The sequence below is a fragment of the Sphingopyxis sp. GW821-FHT12F08 genome (assembly GCF_058806755.1).
This window is the reverse complement of record NZ_JBXAQA010000001.1, coordinates 957,624-977,934: the sequence shown is the minus strand read 5'-3', so window position 1 is coordinate 977,934 and position 20,311 is coordinate 957,624. Positions and strand designations below refer to the sequence as shown.

The window sequence follows — 20,311 nt, the reverse complement described above, 5'->3', positions numbered from 1 at the left end:
TCAGGACTCCTGCGCGCCGTCGGTGGCCGCGGTGTCGGTGACGACGATCTCTTCGACCGGCGTTTCGACCGGCGCGTCTGCCGGGGCTTCCTGGTTGCTGTTGGCCGCGCTCTTGATGCCCGCCGGATAGGGGGCCTCGGGGTGGCGCGGCAGCTTGACCGCATCGCGGACCATCAGCCAGCCGCCCTTCGAGCCAGGGACCGAGCCCTTGACGAAGAGAAGGCCGCGCTCGGCGTCGGTGCGGACGATTTCGAGATTCTGCTGGGTGCGGTTGCGCGCGCCCATGTGGCCGGCCATCTTCTTGTTCTTGAAGACGCGGCCCGGATCCTGGCGGTTACCCGTCGAACCATGGGCACGGTGGCTGATCGACACGCCGTGCGTGGCGCGCATGCCTCCGAAACCCCAGCGCTTCATCGCACCGGCAAAACCCTTGCCCTGCGTGACGCCCTGGATGTCGACGATCTGGCCGGCGACGAAATGGTCGGCCGACAGTTCGGCGCCGACGTCGAGCGTCGCGTCGTCGGCGACGCGGAATTCGACGACCTTCGCCTTGGGTTCGACTTCGGCCTTGCCGAAGGCGCCGCGCTGCGGCTTGGCGACGTTCTTCGCCTTCGCCGAGCCGGCACCGAGCTGGACGGCGACATAGCCGTCACGTTCTTGTTCGCGCACGGAAATGACCTGGCAGCCTTCGAGGCTCAGGACGGTGACGGGCACGTGGCGGCCGTCGTCCTGAAACAGGCGGGTCATCCCCATTTTCTTCGCGATCACGCCAGTCCGCATGATCAATACTCCTCAACAGAGGCCGGGCGGACTATTCCGCACGGCTTGCGGGACCCGATGAGGCAAGCCTCGACGGAACCCTCCCAACCCATGATTTCGATGCATCGCCCCGTCCGGGCTGAGGTGCCGCCATCCCGGGGGAGAAGCGGCGAGACGGGGGACGCAGCCCGGACCATGATGCTTCCGAAAGAAGCGGTCCGGCGGTATCCACCCTATCGTCGGTCCGGATCGCTCCGGACAATGCGGTCTCCGAAGAGGCCGCCGATAGAGACCCCGGTCTTCACCGGGGCGGTGCTGGCCTTAAGCCAGCTTGATTTCGACGTTCACGCCCGCGGCGAGGTCGAGCTTCATCAGTGCATCGACCGTCTGCGGGGTGGGCTGCACGATGTCGAGCAGCCGCTTGTGGGTACGCACCTCGAACTGCTCGCGCGACTTCTTGTCGACATGCGGGCCGCGGTTCACGGTGAATTTTTCAATACGCGTCGGAAGCGGGATCGGGCCGCGAATAAGCGCTCCGGTACGACGCGCCGTGTCGGCGATGTCGGTGGTGGCCTGATCGAGCACGCGGTGATCAAAGGCCTTCAGGCGAATGCGAATATTCTGCGTTTCCATGACTTTTCCAGTCGAATCCCGTCTAACGATGCGAAAGAGCCGAAATGGCCTGTACCGGCCCCCTCATGGAAGCCGGTTCGGCCATCAAAAACCTTTAAGCTACGAGCCGCGCGAATCGGTCCGAATCGCGCGGCTCGCGGCCCTATATTACTTTGTGATCGTCGCGACAACCCCTGCACCGACGGTGCGGCCACCTTCGCGAATCGCGAAGCGCAGACCCGGGTCCATGGCGATCGGAGCGATCAGCTTGACCGACAGCTGGACGTTGTCGCCCGGCATGACCATCTCGGTGCCCTCGGGGAGGATGACCTCGCCGGTGACGTCCGTGGTGCGGAAGTAGAACTGCGGACGATAGTTGGCGAAGAACGGCGTGTGACGGCCGCCTTCGTCCTTCGACAGGACGTACACTTCCGAGGTGAACTCGGTGTGCGGCTTGATCGAGCCGGGCTTGCAGAGAACCTGGCCACGCTCGACTTCTTCACGGCCGACGCCGCGGATCAGCGCACCGACGTTATCGCCGGCCTGGCCCTGGTCGAGCAGCTTGCGGAACATTTCGACGCCGGTCACGACGGTCTTCTTGGTGTCCTTGATGCCGACGATCTCGACTTCTTCACCAACCTTGACGATGCCGGTTTCGATACGGCCGGTCACAACCGTGCCGCGACCCGAGATCGAGAACACGTCTTCGATCGGCATCAGGAAGGGCTTGTCGAGCGGACGTTCCGGCTGCGGGATCCAGGCGTCGACGGCTTCCATCAGCTTCAGGATCGCGTCCTTGCCGATGGCGTCGTCGCGGCCTTCGAGAGCGGCGAGAGCCGAACCCGGGATGATCGGAATATTGTCGCCGTCGAAGTCGCGCTTCGAAAGTTCTTCGCGGATTTCGAGCTCAACGAGTTCGAGCAGTTCGGGATCGTCCAGCTGGTCGACCTTGTTGAGGAAGACGACCATGGTCGGAACGCCGACCTGCTTCGCGAGCAGGATGTGCTCCTTGGTCTGCGGCATCGGGCCGTCAGCGGCCGACACAACGAGGATCGCGCCGTCCATCTGGGCGGCACCGGTGATCATGTTCTTCACATAGTCGGCGTGGCCCGGGCAATCGACGTGCGCATAGTGGCGGCCGTTGGTTTCATATTCGACGTGAGCGGTCGAAATGGTGATGCCGCGCTCGCGCTCTTCGGGCGCCTTGTCGATGTTGGCGAAGTCGACGGCGGCGTTACCCGCGACGTTTTCGGCCAGCACCTTGGTGATCGCTGCGGTCAGCGAGGTCTTGCCATGGTCGACGTGACCGATGGTGCCGATGTTGCAGTGCGGCTTCGTCCGCTCAAATTTAGCCTTGGCCATGATTTAAGAACCTTCTTCTTAGGTGTTTCGTTTGTTCAGTCCGGACGGGCCTGCTGAATCAGGCGCCGCCCTTAGAGGGTCTTGCCGCGCGGCGCAAGTCCGCGCGGCCTGAACCCGTCAGGCCATCTTGGCCTTCACTTCTTCGGCGACGTTGGTCGGCACTTCCTCGTAATGCGAGAATTGCATCGAGTAGCTGGCGCGCCCCTGGCTGAAGCTGCGCAGCTGATTCACATAGCCGAACATGTTCGCCAGCGGCACGATCGCCTCGACGACCTGGGCGATGCCCCGGCTGTCGGTGCCCTGGATCTGGCCGCGACGGCTGTTGAGATCGCCGATCACGTCGCCCATGAACTCCTCGGGGGTCACGACCTCGACCTTCATCACCGGCTCGAGCAGCTTGATGCCGGCCTTGGCCGCCACTTCGCGCATCGCCGCACGGCCCGCGATTTCGAACGCCAGCGCCGACGAGTCGACGTCATGGTAGGCGCCGTCGGTGAGCTTGATTTCGAAGTCGATGATCGGGAAGCCGATCATGTGACCATTCTCGGCCGACTCGCGCATGCCCTTTTCGACCGACGGGATATATTCGCGCGGGATGTTGCCGCCCTTGATCTCGTCGATGAAGGTGATGCCCGAGCCGCGTTCGCCGGGAGCGACGCTGACCTTGACGCGGCCGAACTGGCCCGAGCCGCCCGACTGCTTCTTGTGGGTATAGTCGACGTCGACCGGACGCGCGAGCGATTCGCGGTACGCCACCTGCGGCGCGCCGACGTTCGCCTCGACCTTGAACTCGCGCTTCATGCGATCGACGAGGATGTCGAGGTGAAGCTCGCCCATGCCCTTGATGATCGTCTGGCCCGATTCATGGTCGGTCGACACGCGGAACGAGGGATCCTCGGCGGCCAGGCGGTTGAGCGCGATGCCCATGCGTTCCTGGTCGGCCTTGGTCTTCGGTTCCACCGACAGCTCGATGACCGGCTCGGGGAATTCCATCCGCTCGAGGATGATCGGCGCGCCCGTCGCGCAGAGCGTGTCCCCGGTGGTGGTTTCCTTGAGGCCGGCGAGCGCGACGATGTCGCCCGCATAGGCTTCGTCGATGTCTTCGCGGCTGTTCGCATGCATCAGCAGCATACGGCCGACCTTTTCCTTCTTGTCCTTCACCGAGTTCAGGTAGGTGCCCTTGTTGAGGGTCCCCGAATAGATGCGCGCGAAGGTGAGCGAGCCGACGAACGGGTCGTTCATGATCTTGAAGGCGAGCAGCGACAGCGGCGCCGCGTCCGACGTCTCCCGCGAATCGGGCTGGTCGTTGTCGGGGTTGATGCCCTGGACGTCGGGGATGTCGAGCGGCGAAGGCAGGTAATCGACGACCGCGTCGAGCAAGGTCTGGACGCCCTTGTTCTTGAACGCCGAGCCGCAGAGAACCGGAACGAAGGCCTGCGCCAGCGTGCCCTTGCGGATCAGCGCCTTGAGCTGGGGAACCTCGGGGACGGTGCCTTCGAGATAGGCTTCCATCGCGTCGTCATCCTGTTCGACGGCGAGCTCGACGAGCTTTTCGCGATACTCGGCGGCCTTGTCGACGAGGTCGGCGGGGATTTCCTCATAGAAGAATTCGGCGCCGAGGCTTTCGTCCTTCCAGATGATCGCACGCTCGTTGACGAGGTCGACGAGGCCCTTGAAGTCGCCTTCGGCGCCGATGGGCAGATAGAGGACGGCCGGGGTCGCACCCAGGCGATCGACGATCGTCTGGACGCAATAATAGAAATCGGCGCCGGTGCGGTCGAGCTTGTTGACGAAGCACATCCGCGGAACCTTGTACTTGTCCGCCTGGCGCCACACGGTTTCCGACTGCGGCTCGACGCCGGCAACGCCGTCGAACGCGGTGATCGCGCCGTCGAGGACGCGCAAGCTGCGCTCGACTTCGATGGTGAAGTCGACGTGGCCGGGGGTGTCGATGATGTTCAGGCGATGCTCGGGACCCTGACCTTCGTCAGCCTTCCAAAGACAGGTCGTGGCCGCAGACGTGATCGTGATGCCGCGTTCCTGTTCCTGCTCCATCCAGTCCATCGTCGCGGCGCCGTCATGGACTTCGCCGATCTTGTAGGACTTGCCGGTGTAGTAAAGGATGCGCTCGGTCGTCGTGGTCTTGCCGGCGTCGATGTGCGCCATGATCCCAAAGTTGCGATAATGTGCGAGCGGATGGCTGCGTGCCATGGTCTTTTCCTTGGATTTTGGGGGAGGCCTTTGGAGCCACCCCCGATATAGGAAGGATTGTTACGATTGCGAGACGCGCCGCGACGAAGGCGGCGGCGTCCCGCAGCCGGTTACCAGCGGTAGTGCGAGAAGGCGCGGTTGGCTTCGGCCATGCGGTGCGTGTCTTCGCGCTTCTTGACCGCGTTGCCACGGTTGTTCGACGCGTCGAGCAGTTCGCCCGACAGGCGCGCGGCCATCGTGGTCTCGCTGCGGTTGCGCGCAGCGGTGATCAGCCAGCGGATCGCGAGCGCCTGCGCACGGTCGGGACGGACTTCGACGGGGACCTGGTAGGTCGCACCGCCGACGCGGCGGCTGCGGACTTCGATGTTCGGGCGGATGTTCGCCAGCGCTTCGTGGAACACGCCGATGGGTTCCTTCTTGGCGCGGGCTTCGACGGATTCCAGAGCACCATAAACGATGCTTTCGGCGACCGACTTCTTCCCGTCCAGCATGACGCTGTTCATGAATTTCGACAGCACGACATCCCCGAAACGGGGATCGGGCAGGATTTCGCGGCGTTCAGGACGACGACGACGAGCCATAGGTAATTCCTTTTACAACAGCATCCCGGCGCCAAGGCGTCCCGGGATGATCAAATAGCCGAAAAAGCGGTCCTTACTTCGGACGCTTCGCACCGTATTTCGAACGGCTCTGCTTGCGGTCCTTCACACCCTGCGTATCGAGCACGCCGCGCAGGACGTGGTAACGCACACCGGGAAGATCGCGGACACGACCGCCACGGATCAGCACGACGCTGTGCTCCTGGAGGTTGTGGCCTTCGCCGGGGATGTAGGTGATGACTTCGCGGCTGTTGGTCAGGCGGACCTTCGCAACCTTGCGGAGCGCCGAGTTCGGCTTTTTCGGGGTCGTCGTGTAGACACGGGTGCAAACGCCACGCTTCTGCGGGTTTGCCTCCATCGCCGGGACCTTGGACTTCACCTTCTGGGGAGTCCGGCCCTTGCGGACCAGCTGGTTGATCGTGGGCATGAATGCTTCACCTTTAAATGTCCGCCCATCAAAGCGAACGGTTACTGTACTGCGGTGGACGAAGCATCGGTCCGAACCCCGCGGAAAACCGCGGAAAACGGGCGACCCTGTAACAGCAAAAGACCCCGGTCGATCGCAATTGATCCCCGGAGGCTCCATCCGCGCCAGCAATGTTCAAGCGCTGTTGCAACTGAAAGAGGCAGCAAACCGCCCTTTTCGGTCGAGCGCGCCCCTAGCGGTGATTCCCCCGGCGGTCAAGGGGTGAGCAAGATTGTTGCGCTGGGCGGGACGGGCTATCGGTCGGGCCATGCCGCCCGTCCGCCACGCCAGTTTCGCCCCGCACGTGCATGTCGACACAAGGCTGCTGATCCTCGGCAGCCTGCCCGGCGCGCGTTCGCTCGCCGAGCAGCGCTATTATGCGCATCCGACGAACCAGTTCTGGCGGCTGCTGGGGGAAGTGATCGACCGGCCGCTGGCGGAGATGGACTATGCGGACCGGCTGGCAGCCTTGCGCGAGGCGAAGGTCGGCCTGTGGGACGTGATCCGCACCGCCGAGCGGCGGTCGAGCAGCGACAGCGAGATTCGCGAGGTGGAAGCGCAGGATCTGGCGGCGCTGGTCGCAACGCTGCCCGATTTGCGAATGATCGCCTTCAATGGCGGTAAGGCGGCGGCGATCGGGCGGCGGCAGTTGCCGGTGTCGGAGGGGGTCGAGCTCGTCGACCTGCCGTCGAGCAGCGCGGCGAATACGAGCCAATGGCAAACGAAATTGAGCAATTGGATGCGTCTAAAGTCCGCCCTCAAGTGACCTATTCGACAACCAAACTTGCCAAAGCCATCCTTAGAGGAGCAATCAAATGCACCGACATTGCAAAAACTAGTAGCAATGTTGGGATCCAGAATCCGAAACCCCATGAAAGAATTTTGGACAATATATTGGTGGTCTTCGATCGGTTTCGAATTTTCTTGGGAAATCCTAGGCAATCGTATTTTTCTGCTATGTCGGAGAGATTAGAAACAATCCTATCGAAGTCCGAAGTCGAAGCCTTTGCTCTTTTTTTGAACATATCAAGAACGGTATTCTGTTCGGTTTGAACCCATTTTGCGTCAGCTTCTATTCTGGAAATCTCATTCTTTATGATACCAAATTCACCAATGATGTGTTGAAAGTCAGCTTCTAAATCTTCTTTGCTAAATTGCTCTGTAGATTTTTGAAACGATCCATTATGTTCTACGACGTAGCCGCGAGGAAGATGAATAAATGCCCTATCTATCATGCCGTTTATGTTAGATATTTGAATTTCAACACTGTTCAGAATGCTCATGGCTTTGTCTTCTGCAGAGCTTAGCGCTTCTCCTGGCTGCAAATTCGACAGCTGTTGCATCTCACTTAAAGCTTGACGGAACTCGGTAGAGCTCTGCGCTACTTGATTTCGCAAAGGCGAAATCTCGTGCTCTATTCGCAGTGAAAGCGCCTTAAGCTCATTCACGCCAAGCTCATATTGCGGCTTCGCCTGCCAAAACCACTCTGCGACGAAATAGAGATAAGAATACCATAACAAAAAAAGAAAAATTAGAGATATGTCTAATGATCCGGAGAATGATAATCCGCCTCCTATTGTACTATCAACTGAATCCTTCAACGTCGCTCCTGACACGTCAATAAACATCAGAAGCAACGAAAATATCATTACATTTCTATGTTGATTGTAGTAATTTTGCGTGAGGTCCGTTGCGCTTCTATCATCGCCCCGCTCGCTAGCTGGCTCTATCGTTGAACCGGTCATTCGACCACTTCGCCGCGTGCCATCACGAAATCGACCGTCTTGAGCACCGTCACGTCGGCGATCGGGTCGCGCGCCACCGCGATGATGTCGGCGCTCTTGCCCGGTGCGATCGTACCGATCTCATTCGACAGGCCGAGGAGGTCGGCGGCGTTGACCGTCGCGGCCTTGAGCGCCTCGACCGGGGTCATGCCGTGCTGGACCATCAGTTCGAACTCGTCGCCGTTGCGGCCGTGCTTCGACACGCCGGCGTCGGTGCCGAACGCGATACGCACCCCGCGCGGGACGAGTTGCTCGAGGCTTTTTCCGGTGATCTCGATCCGCCATTTGATCTTGGCGAGCACGTCGGGTTCATAGGCGTTCGCATTCGCGGCGATGCGCTCCTTATAGCCGTTCACGGTCGAGAGCGTCGGGACATAATAGGTCTTCGACTTCGCCCAAGCCGCGATCGTCGCTTCGTCGAGGATCGTGCCGTGCTCGATCGAATCGGCGCCGGCCGAGATGGCCAGCCGAATGCCGTCGGCGCCATGCGCGTGGACCGCGACCTTCTTGCCGAAGAGATGCGCGGTGTCGACGATCGCCTGCGCCTCGTCGTCGAACATCTGCTTGCCGAGCCCTGCGCCGATGCGGCTGTTGACCCCGCCGGTCGAGGCGAATTTGATCACGTCGGCGCCGCGCCCGATCTGCAGCCGCACCGCGCGGCGACAATCGTCGGCGCCGTTGCAGGTGTTGCCCGCGCCCGCGAAGAAGGGGCGGAGCTCGTCGCGATAGCCGAGCGAGCCGTCCATATGGCCGGCGCTGCCCGAGATGCTGTTGCCGGCGTCGACGATGCGCGGTCCCTGCACCTTGCCCGCGGCGATCGCGTCGCGCAGCGCCAGCGTCGCGCCGTCGCCATCGCCGAGGTTGCGCACCGTGGTGAAGCCCGCGCGCAGGGTCTTCATCCCGTTGACCTCGGCATTGAAGGCCTGCGCCGCGGGGCTGAGCGTCACTTCCTCGAGCTGGCCGGCGATGCCGCCGGCGTCGCTGGTCAAATGGACATGGCTGTCGATCAGGCCGGGGAGGACATATTTGTCCTTGAGGTCGATCAGCGTCGCGCCGGGTTCGGCGGGCTGGTGGCCGTCGGCGATCGATACGATCTTTCCGCCTTCGACGACGATCGTCGCGGCGCCTTTGGCGGGCTTGCCGGGTTCGGCGAGCAGGTGGCCGGCGTGGATCACGGTGCGCGCGGTCTGCGCAGCAGCGGGCGTGGCGAGCGCGGTGCCGAGGAGAAGGAGCGGGAGGAAAGTCGTCGGTTTCATTTTGGCGTCCCCTTTTTCGTCACCCCGGACTTGATCCGGGGTCTGTCTGTTTTGAAGGGGAAGGCGGACCCCGGGTCAAGCCCGGGGTGACGGGAGGTCCATATGTATGCAACTTGCCCATCCATCGCGCCGCCGGTAAGCGCCGCCGCATGCCCCAGCGCCTCGCCGATATCGATACGTGGATCTTCGATCTCGACAACACGCTCTATCCGCCGTCGGCGCAACTGTTCGACCTGATCGACGAACGCATGGGCGCCTTCATCATGCGCCTGCTGGACGTCGACGCGGTCGAGGCGCGGCGGGTGCAGAAGCAATATTTCCACGACCATGGCACGACGATGGCCGGGCTGATGCGCCACCATGACGTCGCGCCCGAGGATTTCCTGGTCGATGTCCACGCCATCGCGCTCGACCGCATCGCGCCCGATCCGCGCCTGCGCGCCGGGCTCGAACGGCTCCCGGGACGCCGCCTGATCTTCACCAACGCCGATGCCGATTATGCCGCGCGCGTGCTGGGCGCGCGCGGAATCGCCGACCTGTTCGACGGCATCTGCGACATTCGGATCACGCGCTATACGCCCAAGCCCGATCCGGCCGCCTATCGGATGATGGTCGATCACCTCGGCATCGACCCGGCGCGGAGCCTGTTCGTCGAGGATATGGCGCGCAATCTGACCCCGGCGAAGGCGCTGGGAATGACCACCGTGTGGCTGGACAATGGCAGCGAAAGCGGCCATCGCGACCACCTGCCGGAGCATGTCGACTTTCACGCCAGCGACATCGCCGACTGGCTCGATAATTTGCCGACACCCTGGGGGATTTCATGAGTAGCGACCTGCAATCGACGATCGAAGCCGCCTGGGATGCGCGCGACACGCTGGGCCTGACGACGCAGGGGCCGGTGCGCGACGCGGTCGAGAGTGCGCTCGCGGGGCTCGACGACGGCAGCTACCGCGTCGCCGAGCGCGACGCCGGCGGCACCTGGCAGGTCAACCAGTGGCTGAAGAAGGCGGTGCTGCTCTCCTTCCGCCTCAACGACATGGAAATCATCGACGGCGGCGCCGGCGGCGCGACCTGGTGGGACAAGGTGCCGTCGAAATTCGCGGGCTGGGGCGAGAATCGCTTTCGCGACGCGGGCTTCCGCGCGGTGCCCGGCTCGATCGTCCGCCGCGGCGCGTACATCAGCAAGGGCGCGGTGCTGATGCCGAGCTTCGTCAATATCGGCGCCTATGTCGGCGAGGGGTCGATGGTCGACGCCTGGGCGACCGTGGGCAGCTGCGCGCAGATCGGCGCGAACGTGCACCTCTCGGGCGGCGCGGGGATCGGCGGCGTGCTCGAGCCGCTGCAGGCCGGGCCGGTGGTGATCGAGGACGGCGCCTTCATCGGCGCGCGCGCCGAAGTCGCCGAGGGCGTGATCGTGCGCGAGGGCGCGGTGCTGTCGATGGGCGTCTATCTCGGCGCCTCGACCAAGATCGTCGACCGCGCGACGGGCGAGGTCTTCATCGGCGAGGTTCCCGCCTATTCGGTGGTCGTGCCGGGCGCGCTGCCCGGCAAACCGCTGCCCGACGGCTCGCCAGGCCCGTCGCTCTATTGCGCGGTGATCGTCAAGCGCGTCGACGCCAGGACGCGCGCCAAGACCGGGATCAACGAGCTGCTGCGCGACTGACGCGCGGGCACCGCACGCCGCTCGTCGAGCGCTGCGGGCGGTTGGTAGACATTATAACGAAAACTCATTATTGCGAGCTATTCGCATAAGGGACGGGCTGCATCTCGAATCGCGGCGCGATGAGGGGAAATCATGTCGGCCTTTGTTTTCCGGACGTCGTTCGCGGCGATATTGCTGGCGTCGGCCGCGCCCCTGTGGGCGCAGGAGCCGAGCGGCGAGACGCCGCCCACCATCCCGGCGCCGGTGAACGGCGCCGAGCGCTACACCCCCGCCGATTTCGCACGCTTCGCGCCGCGCACCGCGCTCGACATGGTCGAGAAGGTCCCCGGCTTCCTGATCGTCACCGGCACCAATGGCGGCGCGCGCGGGCTGGGGCAGGCGACCGAGAATGTGCTGATAGGCGGCGAGCGCATCGCGAGCAAGACCACCGACGCGCGCACCGCGCTGGCGCGGATCACCGCGGCCCAAGTGGCCTATGTCGACATCGTCGACGGCGCGAGCCTGAACGTCCCGGGGCTGACCGGGCAGGTCGCCAATGTCGTGCTCGTCGCGGGCGCGAGCACCGCCGGCGGGTTCAAGACGACGCTCCGCTGGCAGCCCGAATGGCGGCCGCGGATCGACGACAATTGGCTGAACGGCGAGATTTCGACCACCGGCAAGCTCGGCGGGACGCAGGTCACGCTGAGCCTGAAGAACGAAGCCAACCGCAACGGCCATTGGGGCCCCGAGCAGCGCTTCGACGGCAATGGCGAGCTGCTCTTCGTGCGCGACGAGTTCGGCGCTTATGATGGCGACCGGCCGCGGCTGGCGGCGGCGTTCGCGCGCACCACGGCGAACGGCAACAAATGGAATCTGAACCTCGGCGGGCAGCTGCAAAATCTGCGCGAGCGCGTTGACGGCACGTCGGTGCAGCCGGGCCGGGGGCGGGTGGACGAGGCATTCCGCTTCAAGGAAGACGAGTATAATTTCGACCTTGGCGGCGATTACGAGATGGGGCTGGGCAAGGGGCGGCTGAAGCTCATCTCGCTCTACCGTTTCGAGCACAGCCCCTTCGTCGACAGCTTCGTCGTTGACCGCGCGATCGGCGGGCGCAGCGGCGAGCGCTTCAGCCAGACCGCCGACGAGGGCGAAGCGATCCTGCGCGGCGAATATAGCTGGCGCACCGCGGGCGGCACCGACTGGCAGGTCGCGCTCGAGGGCGCGTACAATATATTAGACGTCGACGCCGAATATGCGGTGCTGCAGCCGGACGGCGATTTCCTGCCCGTCGTCTTCGGCGGCGAAAGGACCAGCGTCGAGGAAAAGCGCGGCGAGGCGTCCTTGACCTGGGGCCGCGCGCTGGCGCCGAACCTGACCGCGCAGCTCAATCTCGCCGCCGAATATAGCGAGCTCAGCTCGTCGGGCCCGGGCGGCCTCACCCGCAGCTTCATCCGGCCGAAGGGCAAGTTCGCGCTGGCGTGGAAGGTGGGTGCGAAGACGACGATCAACTGGTTCGTCCAGCGCCGCGTCGACCAGCTCGACTTCTTCGATTTCGCCAGCTCGGTCGACGTCGCCAACGGGCAGGGCAATGGCGGCAACGGCCGGCTGGTGCCGCCGATCGTCAACCGCAGCGAGCTGGAGTTCGTGCAGGACATGGGCAAATGGGGGAACGCCTCCATCGCCTTCGCCTATGGCTATGCGCAGGATCTGGTCGATCAGATCCCGCTGTCGCCGACCGAGGAAGGGCGCGGTAATCTGCCGCCCGCGCATCTTTATCGCGTGACCACCAAGGGCACTTTGCTGCTCGATCCGCTGGGGTGGAAGGGCGCGCGGATCAACGCCGACGTCACCTGGCGGCGCAACCGCGTGCGCGACCCGCTGACCGACGCGTGGCGCGACCAGAGCTTCGGGCAGGAATATATCGCCGACCTCAGCCTGCGCCACGACGTGCCGGGGAGCAATTTCGCCTGGGGCGGTGGCTATTTCGACGAGCGATTCAGCCCGGGGCTCAGGCTCGACGCAATCGAGAAGGAATATACGGTGGGGCCCTTCGTCACCGCCTTCGTCGAGCACAAGAATGTCGCAGGCTTCACGCTGAAGCTGTCGTACCGCAACCTCGCGGGGATGAAGGACGGCTTCGACCGCACGGTGTTCGTCGACCGGCGCGACGGGCCGATCGCGTTCAGCGAATCGCGCCAGCGCAAGTTCGGGCAATATTTCCAGCTGACCGTGACGGGAACGCTCTAAATCCTCCCCACTTGCGGGGAGGTGGCGGCCCGCAGGGCTGACGAAGGGGGGTGGCGTCCTGACGCGACGCTGCTTGAGAACGCAAACCCCTTCCACCACCGCTTCGCGGCGGTCCCCCTCCCCGCGGAGCGGGGAGGATTTCTTACCGCTCGCTCAGATAATAACGATCGCTTGGCGTCAGGTCGTCGTTCAGCTCATAGACGATCGGCTGGCCGGTCGGGATTTCGAGCCCCGTGATGTCGGCGTCCGAAATGCCCGACAGATGTTTGACCAGCGCACGCAGGCTGTTGCCATGGGCCGAGATCAGTACTGTCTTCCCGGCCGCCAGTTCGGGTTCGATCGCCGCCTGATAATAAGGCAAAACGCGCGCGATCGTGTCCTTGAGGCTTTCGGCCCTGGGGATGGCGATGCCGGCGTAGCGCGGGTCCGACGCGAGGTCGTAGGGCGAATCGGCGCCCAGCGGCGGCGGCGGGATGTCGAAGCTGCGGCGCCAGATCTTGACCTGTTCGTCGCCATGCTTCGCCGCGGTCTCGGCCTTGTCGAGCCCGGTAAGCCCGCCGTAATGGCGCTCGTTGAGGCGCCAGTCCTTGGTCACCGGCAGCCACAAACGCCCCATCGCCTCGAGCGCCAAGTTGAGCGTCTTGATCGCGCGCGACTGGACCGAAGCGAAGGCCACATCAGGGGCGATGCCCTTTTCCTTCATCAGCTCGCCCGCGGCCCATGCCTCGGCCGCGCCTTTCTCGGTCACATCGACGTCCCACCAGCCGGTGAAGCGATTCTCGAGATTCCACTGCGACTGGCCGTGACGGATGAGGATGAGCTGCGGCATTTTCGGTCCTTCCGGAGGGGTGATCGCGCGCGCCATAGCGCGGCTTTTCGCAGAAGGCCAACACCCCTCTTGAAATGGTTTCAACCGCCACCAGATTCGCCGCATCCGGCCGCCGCAACGGGGCCGGGTGGCGATCGCGGCGCGCCGCCGCGGTCCCTGGCTTCGCTTTAAACAAAGGAAGAAAGACCATGCGTAACAGCTTCGACTGGACCCCCTATCGCCGTTCGACCGTCGGGTTCGACCGGTTGTTCGATTTCCTCGAGACCGGCGGTTCGGGCGCCGAAAATTATCCGCCCTTCGATATCGAGAAGATCGCCGACGACCATTTCCGCATCACCGTCGCGGTCGCGGGCTTCAAGGCGGGCGAGATCGACATCACCGCGCAGCAGAATATGCTGACCGTCAGCGGCCGCAAGGCACCCGTCGCCGAGGGCGAAGAACGCCAGCTGCTCTATAGCGGTATCGCGACGCGCGCCTTTGAGCGCCGCTTCCAGCTCGCCGACTTCGTGCGCGTCGAACAGGCCGACCTGTCCGACGGGCTGCTTGCCATCGACCTGGTGCGCGAAGTGCCCGAGGCCATGAAGCCGCACAAGATCGCGATCGGCGGCGCGCAGCCGGTGATCGAGGACAAGAAGGCCGCGTAACGCGGCCCGATCGTCCCAGCCCTTCGGGGCCATGAGCGGGGTCCGGAGTCCCTTCCGGACCCCGTTTTCGTTTCGATGGCCTGCCGATCGAACGGCGCGCGGGCGGCGAGAGCGCTCCATTTTGACTCGCACAGAGCCACGAAGCCACAAAGGGGATCGGGCCGTCAGGTCGCATCCTCCAGCATCTCTGCGTATCGATGCAGCGGCGAAGGGGTGAGCCGCTTCGCGGCAGACACCTCTTTGTGGCTTCGTGGCTTTGTGCGAGTCCCTTCTACAGAACCCGCATCATGAAGCGGCTGAAGGGGTCGGGTTTGTAGTCGGCGAAGGGCTCGCAATCCTCGAAGCCGTAGCACCGATAGAGGGCGAGCGCGGGTTCGAAGGCGGGGCTCGAGCCGGTTTCGAGGCTGAGCCGCCCGGCACCGCGACCGCGCGCTTCGGCGATGATGTGGTCGAGCATGCGCGCCGCGACGCCTTGCCGCAGGAAGGCATCGTGCGTGCGCATCGATTTGATCTCGCCGTGGCCGGGATCGAGCATCTTGAGCGCGCCGCAGCCCGCGAGGTCGCCGTCACGGTGGATCGACCAGAAGGTCACGTCGCCCGCGCGCAGCCCGTCGAAATCGAGGAAATGGCAGCTGCCCGCGGGCGAATTGGCGAGCATGCCCGCGAAATGCTGCTCGAGCAGCGCGCGGATAGCGGCGCCCGACAGATCGTCCTCGACGATATGCCAGCCGCCACCGTCCAAGCTCACAACATCTGGTCCAGCGTCGAGAGGCAGGCGTGCGCGAGCAGCTTCGAGCGTTCGGGCGACCAGCCCTGCACCGGGTCGGGGAGGTCGCGATTGTCCTTGAAGGGCATTTCGAGCGTCATCGACACCGCGCCATAACGTTCGGCGAGCTGCGTCGTCGACATCGTCAGATTGGCCTTGCCCGGCGCCGATTCGACATAGCCGAGATCGACCTGGAAATCGGGGGTCGCGGCGGCGAGCGCGGTCTGGAAGGCCTTATATTTGTCCATCTGCTCGGGCTTGAGCGAGGGAATGCCCTCGAAGCCCGCGAAGAACACCGCGGGAATCGCCTCGTCGCCATGGACGTCCATCGCCCAGTCGACCCCGGTCTCGTCCATTGCATTGCGGACGCACAGCACTTCGGGGCTGCGCTCGGCGGTCGGCTCGTGCCATTCGCGATTGAGGTTCACCCCCGCGAAATTGGTGCGCAGATGGCCGCGGCGCGAGCCGTCGGGATTCATGTTGGGCACGATATGAAAGCGGCACTTGGCGAGCAGCGAGCGCGCGTGCGGATCGGCGGGATCGGTGAGCTTTTCGAGCGCCCCCTCCATCCACCATTCGGCCATGCTCTCGCCCGGATGCTGGCGCGCATAGAGCCACACCTGAGTGTCGCCGCTGCCCATTTCGAGGCAGTCGATCGGCTGGCCTTCGAGGCTGTGGCCAAGGCAGCGATAGGTCACGCCCTCGCATTCGGCGACCGAGGCGATCAGGTCGTGGTGTCGCTCCATCGAATAGGGCGCGAAATAGGCGACCCAGAGGATCGGGCTTTCGGCGGTGTGCTGAACGATCAGCGAGCCGCCGTCCAATGCCGGGTCGTAGCGCGTGTCGAGGCGGAACCAATGTTCACGGTCGGTGCTGGCGCAGACGGCATAGTCGGGCCAGCCGTCGGGATAGGCCGACGACGCGAGGCCGGTGATGCCGAGTTCCAGCGCGTCGCCGACGGCGCAGCCGACGCGGAAGTGGAACCACTGGAAGAAGTCGGATTCGCGATCCTTGCGGATCGAGAGCCGGGCGGTGGTGCCGGCGAGCGACTCCACGACGATATTGCCGCTGTCGAAAGCAGCGTCGATGCTGATGGTCATGGGACGCTGATAGTGCGTCCCGATTCGCCGGGAAAGTCCCTGAATAAGGCTTCGGCCAATTTTGCCGCGGCGAGCGACGGCTGCGCCGCGGGCGCCTTGGCCGGGATCGCCGCGAGGGCGCGGCCTTCCCATAACGCGTTACCGGTGGCGGCATCGTCGATGCGCACCGAGAGCTGGATGTCGTTGATGCGGCGCGGTCCGCCGCCGAAGCTGAAGCCGACGCCGAGCCCGACGCCCGAACGCCAGCCGCCCGTCGAGCCGCCGACGCCCACCGACACCGGCGAATTGCCGCCGCCGTTCACCCGTTCGCTGCGCGCGAAGTCGATACGGACGAGCAAAGGCGCGCGCTCGCCCGAGCCCGCGGCGACCAGCCCCTGGCGCTGCAGCTGCTGGTCGACCGCTGTGCGGTAGCTGTTCCATTCGAGCGACGGCGTGCCCGCGGCCGGCCCGCCGGAACCCGAAGCGTCGAGCGACGCGGTCGCGATGGCGTAGCGGGTTCCGGGCGCCCAGCCGGGGACGGCGTTGTGGAACCGCGTGACTTCGACCGGCGGCACGGCGGTGGCGCAACCGCCGAGCGCCAGCGCCACTGCGGCGAGCAGGGCGACGTTGTGATGAAGCTTCATGGCCGCATCATGCGCCAGCGATTATGGCTTGGCAATGAACGGGATGCGTGAAGATCCTCGCCGTTTGCGGGGAGGGGGACCATCCGGAGGATGGTGGAGGGGGCTCGCGTTCCGGCGCAATGTTGCGCAAGAACGCCTACCCCCTCCGTCAGCGCTACGCGCTGCCACCTCCCCATGAATGGGGAGGATTTTCATCGTCAGCGATAGAAGATGTGATTGTCGATCTGCGCGATGCGCGTCTTGCGCCAGCCGGGCGAGACGTGGCGCGCGTGGAAGAAGAGTGCGCCGGGCGCCTGGTTCTTCCAGCTGCCGTCGCGTGCGATCTTCGCGATCGCGACCGCGTTCGACCACAAAGTCGAGGATTCGCGGATCGCGGGCATCTTGCCGCCGCGCACGAAGCTGAACTGGCTCGGCTGGTGGACGACGCCGCACAGGCTCCTGGGAAAGCGGCCCGATTCGGCGCGGTTGATCACGACATGCGCGACCGCGAGCTGGCCGGTCAGCGATTCGCCGCGCGATTCGAAATAGACCGCGCCGGCGAGGCAGCGCAGCTCGGGATCGAGCGTGCCGGGAACCGGCGTCGCGGCGACGAGCGCGGCGAGCGATTCGGCGCTCACCGGGGCCGGGGTCGGCTCGGTGGCGGGCTGATCATCGGTGATGCTGGGGGTTTCGACCGGGGTTTCGGTCGACAGGTCCGCCCGGCGGAGCAGTTCGGGCGCATCGGCGCTCGGCAGGCTCATAATGGGCGTGATGGCATCGGCGGCCAGATCATTGGCGAAACCGGGTTCCGCCATGACCAGCATGGTGGCGACGGTCATGCCGACGGCAGCCACGCTGGCGACGTTCAGAATGCGACTCATAAAATCCGTCAAAAGGGCGGCTGACCGGCCAAGAAAAACAGGCGGGGGACTATTTTCTGTACCCGTCTGCGGCAGTCATCCGACTGCGTGTCCGAACCGTTGAACCGGGCGTCTCGACCGAAGCCGATGCAACCCGCGGGACGACCTACGCGTTAATCTGAGGGCGCCATCTATTGTGCAGCGCAACAATGTCAAGCCAAAGCGGCCCACTCGGCGACGAGTCGTGGCGCATCTGCGATATCCAGTTCGACGATCCAGAGGTCGGGATCGGCTTTTTTGCGCCGGTCGCGATAGGCGGCGCGCGCGGTTTCATCGTCGCCGGCCGCGGCGCCGACATCCTCCCAGACATAATCGCCCGCCATCGAAAAGCGCCGTTCGAGCAGCGGGCCGAGGGCACCGCGCTCGCTACACTGGATCAGGATCACGCCCGATTGCGCGTCACCCGATGCGAGAATCGTCGCGAAACCGCCCGCAGCTTCGGCGCGGCGACATAGCAAATCGATGAGGAAGCGGCTGGTAAGCCGCGTCATGAGAGTCGGTTGTCGGTTTCAGCTACGCTGAAACGAGGCGGTACCGCCTCCACGTCGGTGGAAAAAATCTCAGGCCGCGTCACGCGTTTCGCTGTCGGCGAGCAGCGCGTACAGCGCTTCGTCGCTCTTGGCGCCGCGCAGGCGGTCGGCGATCGCCTCGTTGCGGAGCATGCGCGAGACCCCTGCGAGCGCCTTCAGATGGTCGGCGCCAGCGTCGAGCGGCGAGAGCAGGACGAACAGCAGGTCGACCGGCAGCCCGTCGACAGCCTGGAAATCGATCGGTCGCGCGAGCTGGAGGAACAGCCCGCGCACCCCGGTCAAATCGGCCATCTTGGCATGCGGCAGCGCGATCCCGCGGCCGAAGCCCGTCGAGCCGAGACGCTCGCGCTCGAGCAGGGCTTCGCTGACTTCGCCCGAATCGAGCCCGAGCGAGCGTGCGGCGAGATCGCCGACGAACGGGAAGAGGGCCTTTTTCGAATCGAGCTGGACGTGCGCGCGCACGGTCGCCGGATAGAGAAGGGAAGAAAGGTTCATCGGTCTGGTCAAATCTCAATCAACCCGGCGCTGCGCCGAGGTCGCCCCAATTGGCGTGCGATCCATATCGTTGTGACGGTCCCCGCCATCGCGGCCCCGGGTACCCTGATGCTATCGTTGGGCGCGGCCCTTAGGCCGGATGGCGGAGAAAATCCAGTCCTATTGCGGTTCGACCCAGCCGATGGTCCCGTCGCTCCGGCGATAGACCATATTGTGCGCGCCGGTCTTGCTGTTGACGAAGAGCAAGGCGTTGGTGTTCCTGAGGTCGAGCATCATCACCGCGTCGGACACGCTGCTGTTCGGGATGTCGACGCGCGTTTCGGCAATGATCGCGGGGGCGTCGCCGGCATCCTCTTCCTCGCTGCCCGCGTCGAAGACGATGTAGCTGGCATTGTCCTGGATCTCGTCGACCGTCGGCGACGGCGCCCCCGACCCGTTGCGGTCCTTGAGGCGGCGCATGTAGCGCCTGAGCTGCTTTTCGATGCGCTCGGCGGCGCCTTCGAAGGCGACATGCGCGTCCTGCGCCTGGCCGTGCCCCTTGAGCACCAGCCCCTGCATCACATGCGCGACGATGTCGCACTGGAAACTGTCGTGCGGCCCCTTGCCGAAGGTTGCGTGCGCGCCGATCGCGCGGGAGAAATATTTGTCGGCAATCGCGTTCATCCGATCCGAGACGTGCGACTGCAGCGCTTCGCCGGTTTCGATCTGGTGGCCAGAGACGCGGATTTCCATTTTTCTTCTCCTTCCAGGGTCTCGATGGCGGCGGCCGGAGCCGCCGTCACGGGCTATCGTGCCACAGCGGTTGGGTCAGCTTGGCAACGAACTCTGCATGACGCGCCAGTTCGGCGGGGGTTGCGGCATGCGGACGGGGTTCGCGGAATGCCTGCGGCGTCGCGTTAGGTGTGAACGTCGGGGCGCTGGTCGCCGCGCGCGCGGGCGCCTCGGCGGCAAGGCCGAGCCCGATCTGTCGCCCGCCAGTCATTTCGATGTAGAGATGCGCGAGCAGTTCGGCGTCGAGCAAAGCGCCATGCTTGACACGGTGGCTGCGGTCGATGCCGTAGCGCGTGCAGAGCGCGTCGAGGCTGTGCTTGGCGCCCGGATGAAGCTTGCGCGCCATCTGCACCGTGCAGAGCATGCGCGCCATGTCGAGCGCCGGGCGCCCGGCGCGCGCGAGCTCGGCGTTGACGAAACCGAAGTCGAAGGCGGCGTTGTGCGCGATCAGCGGCGCATCGCCGAGGAAGGCGAGCAATTCGTCGACGCGGGTCGCGAAGAGCGGCTTGTCCGAGAGGAACTGGATCGACAGGCCGTGCACGGCTTCGGCGGCGGCGGGCATGTCGCGTTCGGGGTTGAAATAGGCGTGGAAGCTCTGGCCGGTTTCGCGGCGGTCGACCAGTTCGATGCACCCGATTTCGACCAGCCTGTCCCCGGTCTTGGGATCGAATCCCGTGGTTTCCGTATCGAAGATAATCTCGCGCATCGAAGCC

Annotated in this window: 22 protein-coding genes; 5 read left to right on the top strand and 17 right to left on the bottom strand. The window is 64.5% G+C overall.

Translation table 11 applies throughout. The features are described from left to right. The 6 genes from rplC to rpsL form a co-directional block, all read right to left on the bottom strand. Entirely contained in the window at nt 1-780 is a 780-nt protein-coding gene (gene rplC / locus AC1RNQ_RS04745; RefSeq protein ID WP_493169325.1) for a 50S ribosomal protein L3, read from the bottom strand. Nucleotides 781-1,080: 300 nt separating this feature from the next. Next, nucleotides 1,081-1,392, bottom strand: coding sequence for a 30S ribosomal protein S10 (rpsJ, locus tag AC1RNQ_RS04740; protein WP_003042199.1), 312 nt, complete (start codon nt 1,390-1,392; stop codon nt 1,081-1,083). Between the two features lie 147 nt (nt 1,393-1,539). Next, a complete protein-coding gene (gene tuf, locus AC1RNQ_RS04735; protein ID WP_493169324.1) occupies nt 1,540-2,733 on the bottom strand; it encodes an elongation factor Tu in 1,194 nt (397 codons plus the stop codon). 117 nt (nt 2,734-2,850) lie between these two features. Beyond that, the gene (gene fusA / locus AC1RNQ_RS04730) at nt 2,851-4,944 is read right to left on the bottom strand and encodes an elongation factor G (protein WP_493169323.1); all 2,094 of its coding nucleotides are present in this window, start codon (nt 4,942-4,944) and stop codon (nt 2,851-2,853) included. A gap of 110 nt (nt 4,945-5,054) precedes the next feature. Then, nucleotides 5,055-5,525, bottom strand: coding sequence for a 30S ribosomal protein S7 (rpsG, locus tag AC1RNQ_RS04725; RefSeq protein ID WP_037556359.1), 471 nt, complete (start codon nt 5,523-5,525; stop codon nt 5,055-5,057). 73 nt (nt 5,526-5,598) lie between these two features. Continuing rightward, complete coding sequence (rpsL, locus tag AC1RNQ_RS04720) at nt 5,599-5,970, bottom strand: 30S ribosomal protein S12 (RefSeq protein ID WP_053555852.1); 372 nt, start codon at nt 5,968-5,970, stop codon at nt 5,599-5,601. Between the two features lie 307 nt (nt 5,971-6,277). Between rpsL and AC1RNQ_RS04715 the strand changes: the two genes are divergently transcribed. Further along, nucleotides 6,278-6,775: a DNA-deoxyinosine glycosylase gene (locus AC1RNQ_RS04715; protein ID WP_493169322.1), complete on the top strand. Its 498-nt coding sequence runs from the start codon at nt 6,278-6,280 to the stop codon at nt 6,773-6,775. 1 nt (nt 6,776) lies between these two features. Here AC1RNQ_RS04715 and AC1RNQ_RS04710 read toward each other — a convergent pair whose 3' ends face one another. Together AC1RNQ_RS04710 and AC1RNQ_RS04705 are read right to left on the bottom strand one after the other, a co-directional pair. After that, on the bottom strand, nt 6,777-7,754 hold the full coding sequence (locus AC1RNQ_RS04710) for a hypothetical protein (protein ID WP_493169321.1): 978 nt from the start codon (nt 7,752-7,754) through the stop codon (nt 6,777-6,779). Then, the gene (locus AC1RNQ_RS04705) at nt 7,751-9,049 is read right to left on the bottom strand and encodes a metal-dependent hydrolase family protein (RefSeq protein ID WP_493169320.1); all 1,299 of its coding nucleotides are present in this window, start codon (nt 9,047-9,049) and stop codon (nt 7,751-7,753) included. Before AC1RNQ_RS04705 ends, AC1RNQ_RS04710 begins: the two co-directional genes overlap by 4 nt. A gap of 149 nt (nt 9,050-9,198) precedes the next feature. On the opposite strand from AC1RNQ_RS04705, the gene AC1RNQ_RS04700 reads away from it, so the two are divergent. The 3 genes from AC1RNQ_RS04700 to AC1RNQ_RS04690 all read left to right on the top strand — a co-directional run bounded on the left by AC1RNQ_RS04700 (nt 9,199) and on the right by AC1RNQ_RS04690 (nt 12,941). Continuing rightward, on the top strand, nt 9,199-9,876 hold the full coding sequence (locus AC1RNQ_RS04700; RefSeq protein ID WP_493169319.1) for a pyrimidine 5'-nucleotidase: 678 nt from the start codon (nt 9,199-9,201) through the stop codon (nt 9,874-9,876). Continuing rightward, the gene (gene dapD / locus AC1RNQ_RS04695; RefSeq protein ID WP_493169318.1) at nt 9,873-10,715 is read left to right on the top strand and encodes a 2,3,4,5-tetrahydropyridine-2,6-dicarboxylate N-succinyltransferase; all 843 of its coding nucleotides are present in this window, start codon (nt 9,873-9,875) and stop codon (nt 10,713-10,715) included. The genes AC1RNQ_RS04700 and dapD overlap by 4 nt, the downstream gene beginning before the upstream one ends. A gap of 132 nt (nt 10,716-10,847) precedes the next feature. Beyond that, the gene (locus AC1RNQ_RS04690) at nt 10,848-12,941 is read left to right on the top strand and encodes a TonB-dependent receptor (protein WP_493169317.1); all 2,094 of its coding nucleotides are present in this window, start codon (nt 10,848-10,850) and stop codon (nt 12,939-12,941) included. A 142-nt stretch (nt 12,942-13,083) separates the two neighbouring features. Here the strand turns inward: AC1RNQ_RS04690 and gpmA are convergent, their stop codons facing one another. After that, entirely contained in the window at nt 13,084-13,770 is a 687-nt protein-coding gene (gene gpmA / locus AC1RNQ_RS04685; protein WP_493169316.1) for a 2,3-diphosphoglycerate-dependent phosphoglycerate mutase, read from the bottom strand. Nucleotides 13,771-13,958: 188 nt separating this feature from the next. On the opposite strand from gpmA, the gene AC1RNQ_RS04680 reads away from it, so the two are divergent. Then, a complete protein-coding gene (locus tag AC1RNQ_RS04680) occupies nt 13,959-14,414 on the top strand; it encodes an Hsp20 family protein (RefSeq protein ID WP_493169315.1) in 456 nt (151 codons plus the stop codon). A 271-nt stretch (nt 14,415-14,685) separates the two neighbouring features. On the opposite strand, the gene AC1RNQ_RS04675 is transcribed toward AC1RNQ_RS04680, so the two are convergent. From AC1RNQ_RS04675 to dnaQ, 8 genes are all read right to left on the bottom strand, one after another. Further along, nucleotides 14,686-15,162: a GNAT family N-acetyltransferase gene (locus tag AC1RNQ_RS04675; protein WP_493169314.1), complete on the bottom strand. Its 477-nt coding sequence runs from the start codon at nt 15,160-15,162 to the stop codon at nt 14,686-14,688. Beyond that, on the bottom strand, nt 15,159-16,280 hold the full coding sequence (locus AC1RNQ_RS04670) for a M14 family metallopeptidase (RefSeq protein WP_493169313.1): 1,122 nt from the start codon (nt 16,278-16,280) through the stop codon (nt 15,159-15,161). The genes AC1RNQ_RS04675 and AC1RNQ_RS04670 overlap by 4 nt, the downstream gene beginning before the upstream one ends. Further along, nucleotides 16,277-16,903, bottom strand: a complete 627-nt coding sequence (locus AC1RNQ_RS04665) for a DUF4136 domain-containing protein (protein ID WP_493169312.1) — start codon at nt 16,901-16,903, stop codon at nt 16,277-16,279. The genes AC1RNQ_RS04670 and AC1RNQ_RS04665 overlap by 4 nt, the downstream gene beginning before the upstream one ends. 197 nt (nt 16,904-17,100) lie before the next feature. Then, nucleotides 17,101-17,763, bottom strand: a complete 663-nt coding sequence (locus tag AC1RNQ_RS04660) for a cell wall hydrolase (protein WP_493169311.1) — start codon at nt 17,761-17,763, stop codon at nt 17,101-17,103. Nucleotides 17,764-17,954: 191 nt separating this feature from the next. Then, nucleotides 17,955-18,293, bottom strand: coding sequence for a DUF1491 family protein (locus tag AC1RNQ_RS04655; RefSeq protein ID WP_493169310.1), 339 nt, complete (start codon nt 18,291-18,293; stop codon nt 17,955-17,957). A gap of 69 nt (nt 18,294-18,362) precedes the next feature. Beyond that, on the bottom strand, nt 18,363-18,827 hold the full coding sequence (locus tag AC1RNQ_RS04650; RefSeq protein ID WP_493169309.1) for a PTS sugar transporter subunit IIA: 465 nt from the start codon (nt 18,825-18,827) through the stop codon (nt 18,363-18,365). Between the two features lie 159 nt (nt 18,828-18,986). Further along, a complete protein-coding gene (hpf, locus tag AC1RNQ_RS04645; protein WP_493169308.1) occupies nt 18,987-19,559 on the bottom strand; it encodes a ribosome hibernation-promoting factor, HPF/YfiA family in 573 nt (190 codons plus the stop codon). 46 nt (nt 19,560-19,605) lie between these two features. Further along, nucleotides 19,606-20,304, bottom strand: a complete 699-nt coding sequence (dnaQ, locus tag AC1RNQ_RS04640; protein ID WP_493169306.1) for a DNA polymerase III subunit epsilon — start codon at nt 20,302-20,304, stop codon at nt 19,606-19,608. Nucleotides 20,305-20,311 lie beyond the last annotated feature (7 nt).